This is a genomic window from Pseudomonas sp. EYE_354, assembly GCF_023148575.1.
GTDB lineage: Bacteria > Pseudomonadota > Gammaproteobacteria > Pseudomonadales > Pseudomonadaceae > Aquipseudomonas.
This window is the reverse complement of sequence record NZ_JAHXNQ010000013.1, coordinates 126,966-143,333: the sequence shown is the minus strand read 5'-3', so window position 1 is coordinate 143,333 and position 16,368 is coordinate 126,966. Positions and strand designations below refer to the sequence as shown.

Here is a 16,368-nt window from a genome sequence, read left to right as displayed (position 1 = left end):
TAAAAAGGGTAGCCTCGGCTACCCTTTTTCTTTTTTTGCAAAACACTTCTCTGGTCTGAACCCGGACCGCCCAGGATTGGTAGCCATTCATGTCTCTTGAAATCGTCATTCTCGCCGCAGGCCAGGGCACCCGCATGCGTTCGGCCCTGCCCAAGGTGCTGCACCCGGTGGCCGGTAATTCCATGCTTGGCCATGTTATCCACAGCGCCCGGCAGCTGAGTCCGCAACGTATCCACGTGGTCATCGGCCACGGTGCCGATGTGGTGCGTGAGCGTCTGGCGGCGGATGACCTGAATTTCGTCCTGCAGGACAAGCAACTGGGCACCGGCCACGCCACCGCACAAGCCGTGCCGTTCATCATCGCTGACACCGTGCTGATCCTCTACGGCGACGTGCCGCTGATCGAAGTGGAAACCCTGCAACGCCTGCTCAAGCACGTGGTCCCAGGCCAAATGGGCCTGCTGACCGTCGAACTGGATGACCCCACCGGCTACGGCCGCATCGTGCGCAACGCCGACGGCAAGGTCGCTGCCATCGTCGAGCACAAAGACGCCAGTGAAGCCCAGCGTGCCATCACCGAGGGCAACACCGGGATTCTCGCGGTGCCTGCCAACAAGCTTGCCGACTGGATGAGCCGCCTGTCGAACAACAACGCCCAAGGCGAGTACTACCTCACCGACGTGATCGAGATGGCCGTGAGTGACGGTTTGCTGGTCGCCACCGAGCAGCCCCACGACCCAATGGAAGTGCAGGGCGCCAACGACCGCAAGCAATTGGCCGAGCTGGAGCGTCACTACCAACTGCGTGAAGGCCGTCGCCTGATGGCCCAGGGCGTAACCCTGCGCGATCCTGCCCGCTTCGATGTACGCGGTGAAGTCAGCGTGGGCCGCGATGTGCTGATCGACATCAACGTAATCCTCGAAGGCCGCGTGATCATCGAAGATGACGTGGTCATCGGTCCCAACTGCGTGATCAAGGACAGCACCCTGCGCAAAGGCGTGGTGATCAAGGCCAACAGTCACATTGACGGTGCGGTGATGGGCGAGGGCAGCGATGCCGGGCCGTTTGCGCGGTTGCGTCCTGGCAGCGTGCTGGAAGCCAAGGCCCATGTGGGTAACTTCGTCGAACTGAAAAACGCCCACTTGGGCGAGGGCGCCAAGGCGGGTCACCTTACCTATTTGGGCGATGCCACTGTCGGTGCACGTACCAACATCGGCGCCGGCACCATCACCTGCAACTACGATGGCGCCAACAAGCACCAGACTGTCTTGGGTGAAGACGTGTTTATCGGCTCCAACAATTCGTTGGTGGCGCCGGTGAGCGTAGGCGACGGTGCCACAACGGCGGCCGGCTCCACCATCAACCAGGATGTGGATAACTTGCAGTTGGGTGTCGCCCGCGCCCGCCAACGCAACATCGACGGCTGGAAACGCCCGGTTAAAATCAAAAAGACCTGAGTTATCCACAGCTTCACGACCAGCAAATCTCCAATGTGGGAGGGGGGAAGCCCCCTCCCACGCTTGTTATGTAACGTATAAAAAATGAAGCCCACCGCTTGACGATCTTTCGCCAATAGGTTTTGATTGCCTTCGTTATCTTTCGAAACGAAACTTATCAATATCATGTCGAAACGAAATACCCCCCAACGACGCCACAACATTCTGACCCTGCTCAACGAGCAGGGCGAAGTCAGCGTGGACGAATTGGCCAAGCGTTTCGAAACTTCGGAAGTCACCATTCGCAAAGACCTGGCCGCCCTCGAAAGCAACGGCCTGTTGCTGCGCCGCTACGGTGGCGCAATCACCATGCCCCAGGAACTGGTCGGCGACGCCGCGCAGCCGATCTCGGCCTACAAGCGTGCCATCGCCCGTGCCGCCGTACAGCGCTTGCGCGAACACGCACGCATCATCATCGACAGCGGCAGCACCACCGCCGCCATGATCCCCGAACTGGGCCACCAGCCTGGTCTGGTGGTGATGACCAACTCCCTGCACGTGGCCAGCGCCTTGAGCGAACTGGAACACGAGCCGGTGCTGCTAATGACCGGTGGCACCTGGGACCCGCATTCGGACTCGTTCCAGGGCCAGGTCGCCGAGCAAGTGCTGCGTTCCTACGACTTTGATCAACTGTTCATCGGCGCCGACGGCATCGATCTGCAGCGCGGTACCACCACCTTCAACGAACTGCTGGGCCTGAGCCGCGTGATGGCCGAGGTCGCTCGCGAAGTGGTGGTGATGGTCGAATCCGACAAAATCGGCCGCAAGATTCCCAACCTGGAACTGCCCTGGAGCAGCGTCCATACCCTTATCACCGATGATCGCCTGCCGCTTGAGGCCCGCGACCAGATCCAAGCCCGCGGCATTACGCTGATATGCGCGGCAATCATCTAGGAGAAACACCATGTGTGGCATCGTAGGCGCAGTCGCTGAACGCAACATTACCCCTATCCTCATCGAAGGCCTCAAGCGCCTGGAATACCGCGGCTATGACAGCGCCGGCGTAGCCGTCTTCACCAATGCCGGCAAGCTTGAACGCGTGCGGCGCCCAGGTAAGGTCAGTGAGTTGGATCAGGCCCTGGCCGGCGAGCCGTTGGTCGGTCGCCTCGGCATTGCCCACACCCGCTGGGCCACCCACGGTGCGCCGTGTGAACGTAACGCCCACCCCCACTTCTCCGGCGACCTGGCGGTGGTGCACAACGGCATCATCGAAAACCACGAAGCGCTGCGCGAACAACTCAAAAGCCTGGGCTACGTGTTCACCTCCGACACCGACACCGAAGTCATCGCCCACCTGCTCAACCACAAACTCAAGGACCACAGCGACCTGACCACCGCGCTCAAAGCCACGGTCAAGGAACTGCATGGCGCCTACGGCCTGGCGGTAATCAGCGCCAGCCAGCCTGACCGTGTGGTCGCCGCCCGCAGTGGCAGCCCGCTGGTGATCGGCCTGGGCCTGGGTGAGAACTTCCTCGCCTCCGACCAACTGGCCCTGCGCCAGGTCACTGACCGCTTCATGTACCTGGAAGAAGGCGATATTGCCGACATCCGCCGTGAAAGCGTGGCGATCTGGGACGTAAACGGCAATTCCGTCGAACGCGAAGCGGTGCAATATCGCGACGGCGCTGAAGCGGCCGACAAGGGCGAATACCGCCACTTCATGCTCAAGGAAATCCACGAGCAACCGGCCGTGGTGCAACGCACCCTGGAAGGTCGCCTTGGCGACAAGCACGTGCTGGTCAACGCGTTCGGCCCACAAGCCGCCGAACTGTTCGCCAAAGTGCGCAATGTGCAGATCGTTGCTTGCGGCACCAGCTACCACGCCGGCATGGTTGCCCGTTACTGGCTCGAAGAGCTGGCCGGCATCCCGTGCCAGGTCGAAGTGGCCAGCGAATTTCGCTACCGCAAAGTGGTGGTGCAGCCCGACACCCTGTTCGTGACCATCTCCCAGTCCGGCGAAACCGCCGACACCCTGGCCGCCCTGCGCAACGCCAAAGAGCTGGGCTTCCTCGCCAGCCTGGCGATCTGCAACGTCAGCATCAGCTCGCTGGTGCGTGAGTCCGACCTCACCCTGCTGACCCAGGCCGGTCGCGAAATCGGTGTGGCCTCCACCAAAGCGTTCACCACCCAACTGGTTGGTCTGTTGTTGCTGACCCTGTCCCTGGGCCAAGTGCGCGGCACCCTGGCCGACGGCGTCGAAGCGACCCTGGTTGAAGAACTGCGTCGCCTGCCGACCCGCCTGGGCGAAGCCCTGGCCATGGACAGCGTGGTGGAAAAAGTCGCCGAACTGTTCGCCGACAAGAACCACACCCTGTTCCTCGGCCGTGGCGCGCAGTACCCGGTGGCGATGGAAGGCTCCCTCAAGCTCAAGGAAATCTCCTACATCCACGCCGAAGCCTACCCGGCCGGCGAGCTCAAACACGGCCCACTGGCCCTGGTGGATGACGACATGCCGGTAGTCACCGTCGCGCCGAACAACGAACTGCTGGAAAAGCTCAAGTCCAACCTGCAGGAAGTGCGCGCCCGTGGCGGCCAACTGGTGGTATTCGCCGACGAGAAAGCCGGCATGACCAACGGCGAAGGCACCCACGTCATCAACATGCCGCACATCAACGACACCCTGTCGCCGATCCTCTACACCATCCCGCTGCAGTTGCTGTCGTACTACGTAGCGGTGTTGAAGGGCACCGACGTTGATCAGCCGCGTAACTTGGCTAAGTCGGTGACGGTGGAGTAATCGGGAGCCCGGCCACTGCCCAAGCAGGTAATGGCCGGGTCATCTGTTCACTCACGGCACAAACTCCACCCTCAACCCCCGACTCGCACTGCGCCCCTGATCATCGCTCACCCGCAACCGATACTCCCCGGACTTGCCCGGCCGCCAGTTCAGTGTGGTTTGCGGCGGGCCCTGGCCGATCAAGGTTTGATCAGCAAACCAATACAGCGTCGCTGCATCGCTGGCCGCATTCGCGGTCAGCGGGATGCTTTCCTGGGGCTGGGAGAGGCGCAACTGATAACTCACCTGCGTCAGCGGAGAGCTAATCTGCGGGGCTTCGCTCTGGTCGGTGATGCGGTTGGGCTGGCAGTTTTTCATCACGCTGGGTGGCGTTCGGCGCGGCAGGCCGGCGGCTCGGTACAGGCGTTGGACGTCACTGGGCCAGAACTCAAAGACTTCTTCGCGGGTGTACTGCGCCTCGAAGGGCGGGCACGCGGCCTTGCCGGTGCGGGTGTCGATCAGCACCGGGCGGTGCAGGTTGGACACGCGAATCGGTGAAACGCCGGGGATGTACCAGGTCTTGCGGGTTTGCGGACACCAGCGGTTGGGCAGCTCGCCCGACGCCGCGCAGACGTCGATGCGCACCAGCCCGGCCGGCGGTTTGTCGGCTTTGATCGCGACGGTGGGCAGGGCCAGGGGCAGGGCGTCGGCGATGCGGAAAAACAGCGGCGCAGCGGTTTTGGCGCCGATAAACGCCGGGTTCGGCCGCCCATCGAAGTTACCCACCCACACCACCAGCACATACGGGCCGACCAGGCCTGCGCTCCACGCATCGTGAAACCCCCACGAGGTGCCGGTTTTCCACGCCGTACGCCAGTGACGGCCCGGCAGCCCGTCCGGGCGCGGGTTGCGGCGCAGCATGTCACGCACCATAAACGCGGCCTGGGGCGTGAGCAGCGCCGCGCCGGTGGTTTGCGGCTGTTCCTGCACATAGCGCAACGGCCGCAGGTGCCCGTCGCCGGCCAGCATCACATACAGCCGCGCCAGCTCCTCGGGGGTCATCTCACCACCGCCAAGCGCCAGGGCCAGGCCGTAATGGCTTTCATCGCGCAGGCCTTTGATACCGGCGCGTTGCAGCAACCCATACAAGGACGGCGATTTAACCTGGCTGGCCAGCCACACCGCCGGGATATTGCGGCTACGGATCAACGCATCGCGCGCCGTCAGGGGCCCGACAAAACTGCCGTCGAAATTTTCCGGCTGGAAGTAGCCGAAGTTACTCGGTAAGTCCTTGAGGATGCTCATGGGGTGGATCAGCCCCTGATCCAGCGCCAGCCCATAGAGAAACGGTTTGAGCGTCGAGCCCGGCGAACGCCGCGACAGCACGCCATTGACCTGGCCCTGGATGCCTGTGGATAAGTAATCGGCCGAACCCACCAGGGCCTTGACGCTCTGGTCACGGCTGTCGATCAGGATCGCCGTGGCGTTTTCCACGCCGGTGCTGCGGCGCTCGGCAATAAAGCCGGTGATCAGGCGTTCGAGCAATTGCTGCAAGGGCAGGTTAAGGGTGCTGTGGAGTTCGTTGCCGGCCTGGGACGCCAGCAGCTGTTCACTCAGGTGCGGCGCCAGGAACGGGATCTGCTGGCGGTTGCGTGCTTCGAGGGGCAAGTCGAGCAAACTGGCATTGCGCGGGTCGTGTGGATAAGTCTCACGCCAATCTTTCATCAGGCGCAGCCGCGCGTTTTGCAGTGAGGGTCCGAAGCGCGCGCGCCGGCCCGGTTGTTGCGGGATCACCGCCAGCGCCAGGGCCTCGGACAATGACAACTGCGCCGCCGCCTTGCCGAAGTAAATACGGCTGGCCGCCTCGGCACCTTCGATATTGCCGCCCATGGGCGCCAGGTTCAGGTAGGCCTCGAGGATGTCGTGCTTGCTGTAACGCGCCTCCAGCCACAGCGCCAACGCCATCTGCTGCAATTTGCCCGGGACCTGCCGGGTGTTCAGGTCCCACAGGCGGCGCGCCAGCTGCATGCTCAAAGTTGAGCCACCCTGGCGCTGGCCACCGCTGTAGGTGGCCAGCGCCGCGCGCAGCAACGCCGGGGGATTGATCCCCGGGTGCCAGTAGAAATTGCGGTCTTCCTTGAGCAACAACGCTTCGACCAGCGAAGGCGAAATGCGCTCCAGCGGCAGCCACAGGCGGTATTGGCCGTCCTGCGCCAGGGTCATGCGCAGCAACGCGCCGTCGTCGGCCAGCACCACCCTGGAGGAGGTCGCTGCCTGCTCCAGCGGGGCATGGGGCCACACGCGCAGCCCCACGAGCACCACCACTGCCGCCAGCAGCGGCGTCAGGCGTTTAAGGCTTGGTAATTTCAAGCTGGCCTACTTTGCCACGGCCTTGCAGGGTGGTTTCGTACATGCCTTCGGCGTAGGCCGGTGGCGTATTGAAGGTCCCGGCGTTGGTGGCGCGCACGCGGTACACGAAGGTGCCTACATCGCGCAGCGCAGTGCCGTACAACACCACGCGGTCATCGCGCACATCCACGTAGTCCGGCTGCCAGTTGCTCAGTTCGGTTTCGCCGATGGGCGCTTGCCAGGTGTCGGCTTCTTCACTGTCTGCGGTTTCCACGTACTCAGAGTCATCACCTTCACTGTTCTCGGTGCTGGCCGCTTCCGGCTCCGGCGGCAAGTTATACACAGGCTCGACGCCACCGGGCAGCAAATCGACCACGGCCACTTGCTGCACCTGATCACGGTCGGTGGCGCGCAGGCGCAGGCGCACCAGGAACTCATCGCCCACCGCAACCTTGCTCACGGGCTCGCCTTTGAGGTCGAGGTATTCGTGGATGATTTCCAGGCCATTGTTGATGGCCTTGAGCTTGGCGCCTTTATCAAACCCGGCCTCACTGAGCATGTAGAACGCGGACGGGCCGTCGGATTTCTCCATCACCAGCTTTTGCGTGCCACCCGGTACGGCGGCGCGCGGTGGCTGGCCGGCCATGTCCAACAGTTGTTGCTGTTTGTCACCCAGCCAGGCGGTGGCCTTGAGGGTCATGTCGCTCTGCGCGCGCTGGCCATAATTGTCCAGGGCACGCAGCAACAGCGCCGCCGACAGCGAGTTGTAGCGTTGCTCGTTGAGGCGTTTGCCGAGCTTATCCAGCAGCGCCGCAGGGACGTCGTCCATCAGCTCAGGGAAGTGGCGCGCCAGCAGGTGCAAATGTTCGGCATCGTGCACCAGCGGGTCGTAGTACAGGCCGTCGCTGTCCCACTTATCCACAAGCGAGCGCCATGGGATTTTGCGGAACAGGCTATCGGCCTGGCGATCCTGCTTGAGCAGCTTGTAACTGGCGGCCAGGTAAGCGGCGCCCAGGTCATTCTGCCAACTGTCCTTGAAGTAGCTTTCGTAGCGTTCGCGAATATCGCTCAAGGCGCCGCTTACCAGAATCCCCTGACGGCTCAGCAAGTAACTGGCGTAGGCGCGGTTGCGCAATTCCGACAAGCCTTCGCTCGGGCCGTTGGCCAGGTCGGTCAGATAGGTATTGGCGCGCACCAACAGGTCTTCCGGTACCGGCAGCCCGCGTTCCTTGGCTTCGATCAGGAAGTCGGTGGCGTACAGGCTGGCGTAGGGCGCCACGTCCGGGTTGGCCGCCCACAAACCAAAGCCACCGGCCGGGTTCTGGCGCTGGCGCAACATGCGCACCGCGTTGCCGAACGCCTGCTCGGCCTCGGGTGCGGTGCCGCCCCAGATCAACGCCGGCATCGCCTTGGACACCAATTGCTCGGTGCACGCATAACCGTAGTCATCCAGGTAATGCTTGAGGCCGTTGGCCCAGACCAGTGGCGAAGCGGCCACGCCCAGTTGCACGTCGCGCAGTTGGCTGTACAGCTCGCGCGCGGGTTTGAGCTCTTTGCTGGCGTTGTCGAAACGGCCCAGGCTCAAGGCGACGCGGTGCTCGCTCAGCGGTCGGATCGAGGTGGTTTCCGCCACCTGGACCCGCTTGCCATCCGGCAGCACCGCGACAAAACGCAGGTCTGCCGAACCGAGGGTGTCACCGACCTTGATCTTGAATTCGGCGGCGCCTTCCTTGCGCGGTTGCAGCGACAAGGTACTGCCCTTGTCGGCCTGCACAACAAGGCCATTGCTGGTTTGCACTTCAAATTTCACGTCCGCCGCCGCGTCGAGGTTGCTGAACACCCCGGCGCTGACCGTGAACACATCCCCCGGTGCGACGAAGGCCGGTACGTTGGGCGTGATCACAATCGGCCCACGCACGTCGGTCGTGGCCTCGCTGACGCCGACGCTGTCGGCATCCACCGCCACCGCGAACAGGTGCAACTTGCCGTTGAAGCTGTCCGGCACCTGGTAATGCAACACGGTTTCGCCGGCCGGCAAATCCACCAACCCGGACCACCAGGCCACCGGTGGCTGGTGTTTACGCTTGAACGGGTTGAGGTGGTTGGCCAAGGCGCCTTCCGTATCGCCACCGGGCGCCGCCCCACTGAGCAGGCGGGAAAACTCCGGCAGGATCAGGTCAAGGATCTGACTGGTGCCGACCTCCAGCGCGCGTTTCTGGAAGAAGAAACCCAGCGGATCCGGCGTCTGGTAGCGCGCCACCTGCAGGATGCCTTCGTCCACGGCGTACACCACGGCGCGGCCCGGTCGGTCGGCGTTGAGCTTGATGTCCAGCGTCTGCCCCGGCTCGATCTTCGCCGGGCCTTCGACCGTCAGCGCCATGCGTCGCGCATCCAGGTTGATGCTGAACGGCACCACGCCGTAGGACAGCGGGCTCATGTAGACCTCAGCCGAGCCGATGTCGCGCACGAACTGCACGTTGACGTAGGCATTGCCCTCAAGGCCTGCCGGCACGCGGATATGTTGCACGCTGTTGGTGCTGTCGGCCTTGAACCACTGCTGGGTGTAGACCTTGTCGCGCTCAATGGTGATCAAGCCCGCGCCGGTGTACGGCGCGCGCAGACTGATGGCGATCTCATCGCCGGTGGCGTAGCTGTGTTTATCCAGGCGCAGTTGCAGTTCGGCGTTGCGCTCCAGGGAGCGCGAGGTGTTGCCGCGCCCGGCCACGCTGTAGTCGATCTGGTTGAGCAGGTTGCCGTTGGCGTCTTTCAGTTGCAGGGTGAAATCCCCCGGCGTAGCGGTGTTCAGGCTCTGCTTGGCGCCGTCCTTGGTCATCACCAGCGGCGTGGCCGGTTGGCTGATGTTCTTGATGCGCGACTCGTACTTGTAGGTGCCGTTGGACTGCTTCACCAGCACCGACACATAACGGTGCTCGACCACCTCACTGGTCAGGCCGTCCACCGCCAGCGGCGTCAGGTCCGGTGCGACGGTCAGCCAGTGCACCTGGCGCGGCGCATCCTTGGCGACGTACGACAGCGAGTCCTGACTTTTCACACCCACCAGGTACGGCGCGGACGACACCAGCAATGCACTTTGCGCCGCCACATTGCGGCCGCCTTCGGCTTCGAACACCTGCGTCATCACCTGCAAGCGATAGGTGCTGTTGGCGAAGCGTTGCAGGTTGAGGTCGAGTACGGCCTGCCCATTATCGTCAAGGCTGGTTTCAGCCAGGTCTTCGCTGCTGGCGTCTTCCAGGGCGTCGTTAAGGCGGAAGCGGTAATCGGGGTAGCGCTCGAATGCCGCCAGCGTCGGGCTCAGAGACATCTTCGCCGTGACACGACGGCCTGATGCCGGGGCGCCGAACAAGTGCATCGCGGTGACATTGGCCACCACCTGGTCCGGGGCAATCCAGCCCTGCACCGGGGTGTTGTGCAGGCTCAGGCTGACCTTCATGCGGTCCGGTTCGAAGTCGCGCACCTTGAAGCTGACACTGCCCAGGTCGGTGCGGGTCTGCTTTTGGCCAATCAACTGCAACGTCGCGGTGTATTCCCCGGCGGGGGCCACGTCGCTGCTGGGGAAATCGAAGGTCTCAAAGCCGCTGGCCGACAACTTCAGCGGCTGGCGGATCACTTCCAGGCCCCGCGGGTCGGTGATTTGCAGCTCAACCGGCAGGCCCTGCAAGGCACCTTTCCAGTTGCCACTGCGTACGATCATGCCCAGGTGTGCGGTCTCGCCGGGCCGGTACAGGCCACGATCGGTGAACAGGTAGGCGCTGAGGCGATCAATCGCACCGTCTTCTTCCAAGCCGCCTACATCGAAGCGCGACAAATCCAACTGCTGGGACTGGCGGGCAATCGGCAGGAACGACTGATCGTTACCGCGACTGACGACGTACATCAGCGGCGTTTTCTCACGGCGCAGTTCATCCAGCTTGGCGAAATGCACATGGCCTTCGCCGTCGGTGCGGCCGCTGCTCACCGGCAGGCCGTTGCGACCGATGATGTCGACCTGCGCGTCGGCCACCGGCGAACCGTTGCCGATGGACTGCACATACACGTCATGGCTGCCGTCGCTGGAACGCTTGGCGATGATGCCCAGGTCGGTGACCACGATAAACCGCAGGTCGCTGGTGCTGCTGCGGTTGTAGTCGAAGGTGCGTTCGGCCGGCTCATCCTGGGGGCTGAGCTTGAGCACGAAAATACCGCGCCGGCCGCCGTTGGCGGTGAGGTAGTGGCTCAGCTCCATGTTGTCGTAGACGGTTTTGGCCGGGTCATTGGACGACAGCGGGATATCCAGCGTCTGGCGCTCGACCATGCGATCGAAGTATTCATTGCCGAAGTTGGGCCGGGCAAAGCTGCCGCTGCTCTGGTCCACCAAGTGTTGCAACTGGTTGGGCAGCAGGCGGGCGATTTCCACATGGGCGCCGGGCACGCCACGGGCCATGAAGCCCAGGCGTTTTTCGCCATTGAGGCTAAGCAGGGCGCCGTCGGACAGGAACTGCAACGTCCGCGGATACGCCGGCATGCTCACCAGGGACGCCGTGGGATGCTTCGCCAGATAGCCGCCGATGGCTTCCAGGTTGGCGGGCACGCGCACATACAGCGCGCGACCGGCCGGAGCCTTGAACTTGAAGGCGTGCAGGGTATTCAGTGGTTCGACGCTGGGCACGTGGGTCAGGTTGACCTTGGTGCTGCGGGCCAGCAGGGCGTCGTCGATGTCGTTGGCGGAGTAAGGACGGGTGTCGTCCTCGGCTTTTTCCGGCAACAGCCAGGCCTGGACCTTACCGGCGATGGTTTCATCGGCCACGGCGCTGGAGCTGCTGAACATCAGGACCGGCTCGGGCTCGCCGCGGGCGTTATCCACAAAGCTGACTTCGGCTCCCGTAAAGGTCAGGCGGTAGCGGCCGGGCACGGTGACTTGCGCCACCAATGGCGCGTTGCTGGCATTGCCGCCATCGTGCGCCTGCACGCCTTCGTCCAGCCTGGCGCTGACCGGCGTGCTTTCCAGTGGCGTGGCCAGTGCGGCGGAGCGCACGTAGGCGTTGAGTTTTTTCTCGTCGAAGGTGATTTCCGGGCGGTTGGGTAACTGGGCGTCGCGGTAGGCCAAGCCTTTGCCCAGGGTCACGGAAACGCGCTTGCGCAGGCTGTCTTCATCGACCGGGTGGGAAAAATGGAAGGTCGCCACCAGCTGTTTCAGCGTTGGGTTGGACGGGTCCTGATACAGCTCGTTTTGCGCCAGCGTGGCGCGGAACGGTTGGGTGGAGAACTGAGTGCTGTACTGGTCCAGCAGCACACCGTCGGCCAGCAGGTTTTTCTTGGCCAGGTCGAGGGTGTAATGGGCGTCGATGGGCCAGTCTTTGTCCGGCACGAACAGCAGGCTGCGGTCATCCGCCCAGCGCCAGGTGCCTGCAACCTCGGGTTTGAGAGTGATGCCCTCGGTTACCGGTTTACCGATGGCCGCCAGTGGCGCCACGGATTCGCTGAAACGCACCTGCACGTTATCCACAACCGGCGTTGGCTGGCTGTAGTCGGTCAGGTTGGGTTTATGCAGGGAGTAGCTCGCGGTATGCGGCTGCGGCAGGTTGGAAGACCAGTGCCAGCCGTAGACACCCGCACCGGCGAGCAGCGCGAGGCCGAGCACACCGGCTCCGGTCTGACGCGGATAAGCGCGTGCTTTACCCCCCAGGTTCGCCACGCCACGGCCAACGGCACGCAGCCATGACGGCGGCTGCCATTGGCCGAAAACGGCGCCCACCACGGTCAGAAACACGCCGGCAACACGACGGCTGATGGCTTTGAGCGAATCGAACATGGTGAGCATCCCTGGCTAAGTGCGGCGTATCTTACACGCGTCTTTGCTACAAAAGATGTCGTCGATACGCCGCACCGTGGGAGGTTGGCGGGGTTAGTGAGCGCCCATGCATTCCAGTGAACGATCCACCATCACTTTGGCCATTTCCATGAGGTGTCCGGCGGCCTTGGGTGAGTCGCGCAACTGTTCGGCACAGTGGAGCAGGTCTGAGGCGTAGACCAGTGCGTCTTCGAAGCTGATGTCGGGGTGGGGGATGAAAAAGGGCTGGGGTGGACCGGGTTTCACTTTGCTCATTGCGGTAACTCCAATGTCGGTAATTGGAGCTGACAGCCATCGCTGCTAAACAATGGGTGGCAGCTGTACGCAGGTTAGCAGGCCGGAACATTGGGAATCCGGCGCACCCGAAGGTGCCCTGCGCACAGCCACCATAAAGCGTTGGCGAAAAAAAAACGCCAGGCTTGCGATGGCGCTTGTGCGCCCAATGTTCAACGTTCGAGCTGCTAAACCCGGTCACTGAATTGGCAGTGACGAACGCAGACTAGCCATCGAAAAGGCAGGGCACAAGCGGCTGGGATTCTCTCGGAAATGTCCTGCGAAAGAAAGGGACGCGGGATGTAGGAGCGGTAGTTTCAGACTTTGCCTCAGCACCAAGGCATAGGCTGTTACTGACTCGCTTCATTGGGTTTTGGGGCGGTGTGGGTCAGGTCCACCAGTACCGCACCAGATGAAAGAAAATCGGTGCCGCAAAACACACCGAATCCAGCCGATCCAGCATGCCGCCGTGCCCTTCGATCATGTGCCCCCAGTCCTTCACGCCCCGGTCGCGCTTGATCGCCGACATTACAATGCCACCGGCAAACCCCAGCAGGTTGATCAACAGCGCAATCAAAAACGACTGCCACGGGTTGAACGGTGTGGTCCACCACAGCGCCGCGCCGATCAGCGATGACAGCAAGATCCCGCCGACAAAGCCTTCCACGGTTTTCGACGGCGACAGGTTGGGCGCGATCTTGTGTTTGCCGAACAGTTTGCCGCACACGTACTGCAACACGTCCGACAGCTGCACCACGATCACCAGGTAGGCGATGAGCAGCAGGTTGCGGCCTTCGTAGCCGGGGATGTCCAGGGTCAGCAGCGCGGGGACGAACGACACGCAGAACACCGCGATCATCAAGCCCCATTGCACCTTGGAAGCGCGCTCGAGGAAGTGCGTACTGTCGCCGCCCAGTGAGGCGAGGATCGGCAGCAGCAGGAACACGTACACCGGGATAAAGATCGAGAACAGCCCGTACCAGTCGGCATAGATCAGCACGTATTGCAGCGGCAAGGCCAGGTAGAACGCGGCCACCAGCGCCGGGTAGTCGCTGCGGCGGGTTGGCGTGAGGGTGAGAAATTCACGCAGGGCGTAGAACGACACCGCGTAGAACAGCAGGATCACCGCACCGGTGCCGAGCCAGAACGCAATGCCGATCACCACCACCATGACCCACCAGGCGTTGATGCGCGCGTTGAGGTTGTCGATCACCGCATTCGGCGTGCCACGGGTGCGCAGTTTGAGGATCAGGCCGATCAGCGAGGCCAGTACCAGGATCGCGCCGATCCCGCCGAACAACATCAGGGTTTGGCTATCCATGTCAGAAATGCTCCGGGGCGAGGGCGAGCAGGGCGTCGCGGGTACGGGCGAGGAACAGCGCCTTGTCTTCACCTTCTTCCAACTGCAGCGGTGCGCCGAAGCTGGTGGTGCATAACAAGGGCAACGGCAATACGCGGCCCTTGGGCATCACACGGTTGAGGTTGGCGATCCACACGGGGATCAACTCGGCCTGTGGGTAACTTTTTGCCAAGTGATACAGCCCGCTTTTGAACGGCAGCAAGCCGTCTTCCAGATTGCGCGTGCCTTCGGGGAAGATGATCAGCGAATCGCCACCCTCCAACGCCGCGAGCATGGGCTGCAACGGGTTATCCACAGGCTCTTTGCGTTCGCGGTCGATCAGTACGCCGTTGAACACCCGGTTGATGATGTAGCGGCGCAGCGCACTTTTGTTCCAGTAATCGCTGCCGGCCACCGGGCGCGTGAACTTGCGCAGGTTTTGCGGCAGCGATGCCCACAGCAGGACGAAGTCGCCGTGACTGCTGTGGTTGGCAAAGTAGATGCGTTGCACCGGCACCGGCGCGCACCCCAGCCACAGGCTGCGGGCGCCGGTGACAGTGCGGGCCATGGAGGTAATCAGCGTGGCAACCACGGGTTCGAACATGGGGATTCCTTATCCGGCGAAAGGCAGCCAAGGGCTGGCGAGGACCACGCCCAGGGTCAGCAGCGCTTGCGCGCTCAGCAGCAGGGCTTGTTTGCGCAGCAGTTTAAGAGCGCCGCGACGGCGTTCGGTCCAGGGCCGGCCCGCGCGTTTGGGCGATTGCAGGCCGAGGGATTGCAGGGCCTGGTCCAGGTCTGCGGTGCGCTCGATGTCGCGGGCCAATAAGGCGAACAGGTCGGCGTCGAAGGCCACCCGCAGCGCCCAGTACTTTTGCAGCAGCCCGAGGATAATCATCCACAGGCTGAGCAGCAGGCAGATCGGCGCAATGCTCGGCATCAACAACTGCGCGAGGCCGAACAACACGCCGAGTAACGTCAGGCCTGTGGATAACTGATCCAGCGAGCGACCACGGCGCAGCAGGCTGGCGACCACCTGAAGTTCCATGTCAGCGGGCATGGGGCAAACCCTCCAGCGCTTCACAATGAGCAGGATGCAGGACCACATCGGCCCGCGCTGTACGAATAATAGCCAGCGCCTCGTCCACCGTCGCCGCGCGCCCGCTGTGCAACAGCCAGGCGGCCACGGCGGTGGCGCTGCGCGAGTAGCCGAGGGCGCAGCACACCAGCAGTGGGCCGCTTGCGCGCAGGCGCTCAATGGCCTCCGCGGCGTGCAGGCATTCGGCGGGCGTGGGGGCGATCAGGTCCAGCACCGGCACGCAGCAATATTCGCGGCCCTGTGGATTAATCGGCAGTTCGGCACACAGATCGACAATGCCCTTGAAGGCACTCTGCTCGCTCGTGGTGGGAAGCCGCCCGAGCCAAACGTTATCCACAATCCGATCCGGCTGGGGATGCGTGCGTGTCCACAACCGCGAATTGACCCATGCCCCCGCCAGATAAGGCGCATACAGCCAGCGTGCGGCGGGCGTCAGCCGGCCATCGGCGCGCTTCTGAAAGCCCGCCGCACCGAGTGCGATGTAATTGGCCATGATCAAGCCCAGGGACACCGCCGGCCACAGCAGCCATAACCACCCGCCGCCCAAGCTCAACGCCAGCAGGGCCAGCGCCAGCGCGCCGACGCCGTAGCGCACACCCAACCGCCAGCGCTTGGCGTCTCGTGTAAACCGTGCGCTGAGCAGCGGGCTCGGGTGCTCCATCGGCCACAACCACACGCACAGCCAGCCAGCGAGGGCACCTGTGGGTAAGTCGACAAAGTGATGTTGATAAGTGGTCAGCACCGAAACGCCGATCAACGCGAACCAGCCATGCACCAGCCATCGCCATACGCCCCTGGTATGCCGTTGGTACATGACCCACAGGATCACCAGCAGTGCGATATGCAGCGACGGCGCCTGGTTGAAGGGCTTGTCGAAGCCCGCCAGCACCGCAAACAACCAGCCGAACACGCCATCGAGCTCCGGCCGCTCGAAGGTGAACCGCAGCGGCCAGACCAGAAAGCAGCTCACGGCGATCAACTGGGCGCTCAGCAGGCGCAGCGCATGGCGCTTGAGTTCATGCCGGGTGCCGGGCAGCAACAGCGAGAACCCATAGAGCAGGTCGATGGACCAGTAGGGCACGATGGTCCAGGCCAGGAACGGTATGTGGGTTTCCCAGCCGAACACCAGGGTGCCGACATCGCTGCGCTGACTGGTGACCCAGGTGGCGAAGCCGTAGGTGCCGAAAAACAACGGCGCCAACAGCAGCAGCCACAGCACGGCGGGCTTCAATAAACCGGGTTCGCGCATGG

General features: G+C 63.0%; 10 protein-coding genes. 3 read left to right on the top strand and 7 right to left on the bottom strand.

All coding sequences use genetic code 11. The features are described 5' to 3' along the window. The first annotated feature begins 89 nt into the window (after positions 1 to 89). From glmU to glmS, 3 genes are all read left to right on the top strand, one after another. Positions 90 to 1,457, top strand: coding sequence for a bifunctional UDP-N-acetylglucosamine diphosphorylase/glucosamine-1-phosphate N-acetyltransferase GlmU (glmU, locus tag KZX66_RS18750; RefSeq protein WP_248082036.1), 1,368 nt, complete (start codon positions 90 to 92; stop codon positions 1,455 to 1,457). A gap of 162 nt (positions 1,458 to 1,619) precedes the next feature. After that, a complete protein-coding gene (locus tag KZX66_RS18745; protein ID WP_248082115.1) occupies positions 1,620 to 2,390 on the top strand; it encodes a DeoR family transcriptional regulator in 771 nt (256 codons plus the stop codon). A 10-nt stretch (positions 2,391 to 2,400) separates the two neighbouring features. Then, complete coding sequence (gene glmS, locus KZX66_RS18740) at positions 2,401 to 4,233, top strand: glutamine--fructose-6-phosphate transaminase (isomerizing) (protein ID WP_248082034.1); 1,833 nt, start codon at positions 2,401 to 2,403, stop codon at positions 4,231 to 4,233. A gap of 51 nt (positions 4,234 to 4,284) precedes the next feature. Here the strand turns inward: glmS and pbpC are convergent, their stop codons facing one another. The 7 genes from pbpC to KZX66_RS18705 all read right to left on the bottom strand — a co-directional run bounded on the left by pbpC (position 4,285) and on the right by KZX66_RS18705 (position 16,366). Further along, positions 4,285 to 6,582 (bottom strand): penicillin-binding protein 1C, encoded by a 2,298-nt coding sequence (gene pbpC / locus KZX66_RS18735; RefSeq protein ID WP_248082032.1) that lies wholly within the window; start codon positions 6,580 to 6,582, stop codon positions 4,285 to 4,287. Continuing rightward, positions 6,563 to 12,370, bottom strand: a complete 5,808-nt coding sequence (locus KZX66_RS18730) for an alpha-2-macroglobulin (protein WP_248082023.1) — start codon at positions 12,368 to 12,370, stop codon at positions 6,563 to 6,565. The genes pbpC and KZX66_RS18730 overlap by 20 nt, the downstream gene beginning before the upstream one ends. Before the next feature lie 93 nt (positions 12,371 to 12,463). Further along, positions 12,464 to 12,664, bottom strand: coding sequence for a DUF3077 domain-containing protein (locus tag KZX66_RS18725; protein WP_248082021.1), 201 nt, complete (start codon positions 12,662 to 12,664; stop codon positions 12,464 to 12,466). A 406-nt stretch (positions 12,665 to 13,070) separates the two neighbouring features. Then, a complete protein-coding gene (locus tag KZX66_RS18720; RefSeq protein ID WP_248082019.1) occupies positions 13,071 to 14,003 on the bottom strand; it encodes a phosphatidate cytidylyltransferase in 933 nt (310 codons plus the stop codon). Position 14,004: 1 nt separating this feature from the next. Then, a complete protein-coding gene (locus KZX66_RS18715; protein WP_248082017.1) occupies positions 14,005 to 14,625 on the bottom strand; it encodes a lysophospholipid acyltransferase family protein in 621 nt (206 codons plus the stop codon). A 9-nt stretch (positions 14,626 to 14,634) separates the two neighbouring features. Then, on the bottom strand, positions 14,635 to 15,078 hold the full coding sequence (locus KZX66_RS18710; RefSeq protein WP_248082015.1) for a hypothetical protein: 444 nt from the start codon (positions 15,076 to 15,078) through the stop codon (positions 14,635 to 14,637). Continuing rightward, entirely contained in the window at positions 15,068 to 16,366 is a 1,299-nt protein-coding gene (locus tag KZX66_RS18705; RefSeq protein ID WP_248082013.1) for a phosphatase PAP2/dual specificity phosphatase family protein, read from the bottom strand. Before KZX66_RS18705 ends, KZX66_RS18710 begins: the two co-directional genes overlap by 11 nt. Positions 16,367 to 16,368 lie beyond the last annotated feature (2 nt).

Bases quoted from the DNA above. Each gene is read 5' to 3' on its own strand.
- glmU (WP_248082036.1), top strand. From the start codon at position 90: ATGTCTCTTGAAATCGTCATTCTCGCCGCAGGCCAGGGCACCCGCATG.
- glmS (WP_248082034.1), top strand. From the start codon at position 2,401: ATGTGTGGCATCGTAGGCGCAGTCGCTGAACGCAACATTACCCCTATC.
- KZX66_RS18730 (WP_248082023.1), bottom strand. From the start codon at position 12,370: ATGTTCGATTCGCTCAAAGCCATCAGCCGTCGTGTTGCCGGCGTGTTT.
- KZX66_RS18725 (WP_248082021.1), bottom strand. From the start codon at position 12,664: ATGAGCAAAGTGAAACCCGGTCCACCCCAGCCCTTTTTCATCCCCCAC.
- KZX66_RS18720 (WP_248082019.1), bottom strand. From the start codon at position 14,003: ATGGATAGCCAAACCCTGATGTTGTTCGGCGGGATCGGCGCGATCCTG.
- KZX66_RS18715 (WP_248082017.1), bottom strand. From the start codon at position 14,625: ATGTTCGAACCCGTGGTTGCCACGCTGATTACCTCCATGGCCCGCACT.
- KZX66_RS18710 (WP_248082015.1), bottom strand. From the start codon at position 15,078: ATGCCCGCTGACATGGAACTTCAGGTGGTCGCCAGCCTGCTGCGCCGT.
- KZX66_RS18705 (WP_248082013.1), bottom strand. From the start codon at position 16,366: ATGCGCGAACCCGGTTTATTGAAGCCCGCCGTGCTGTGGCTGCTGCTG.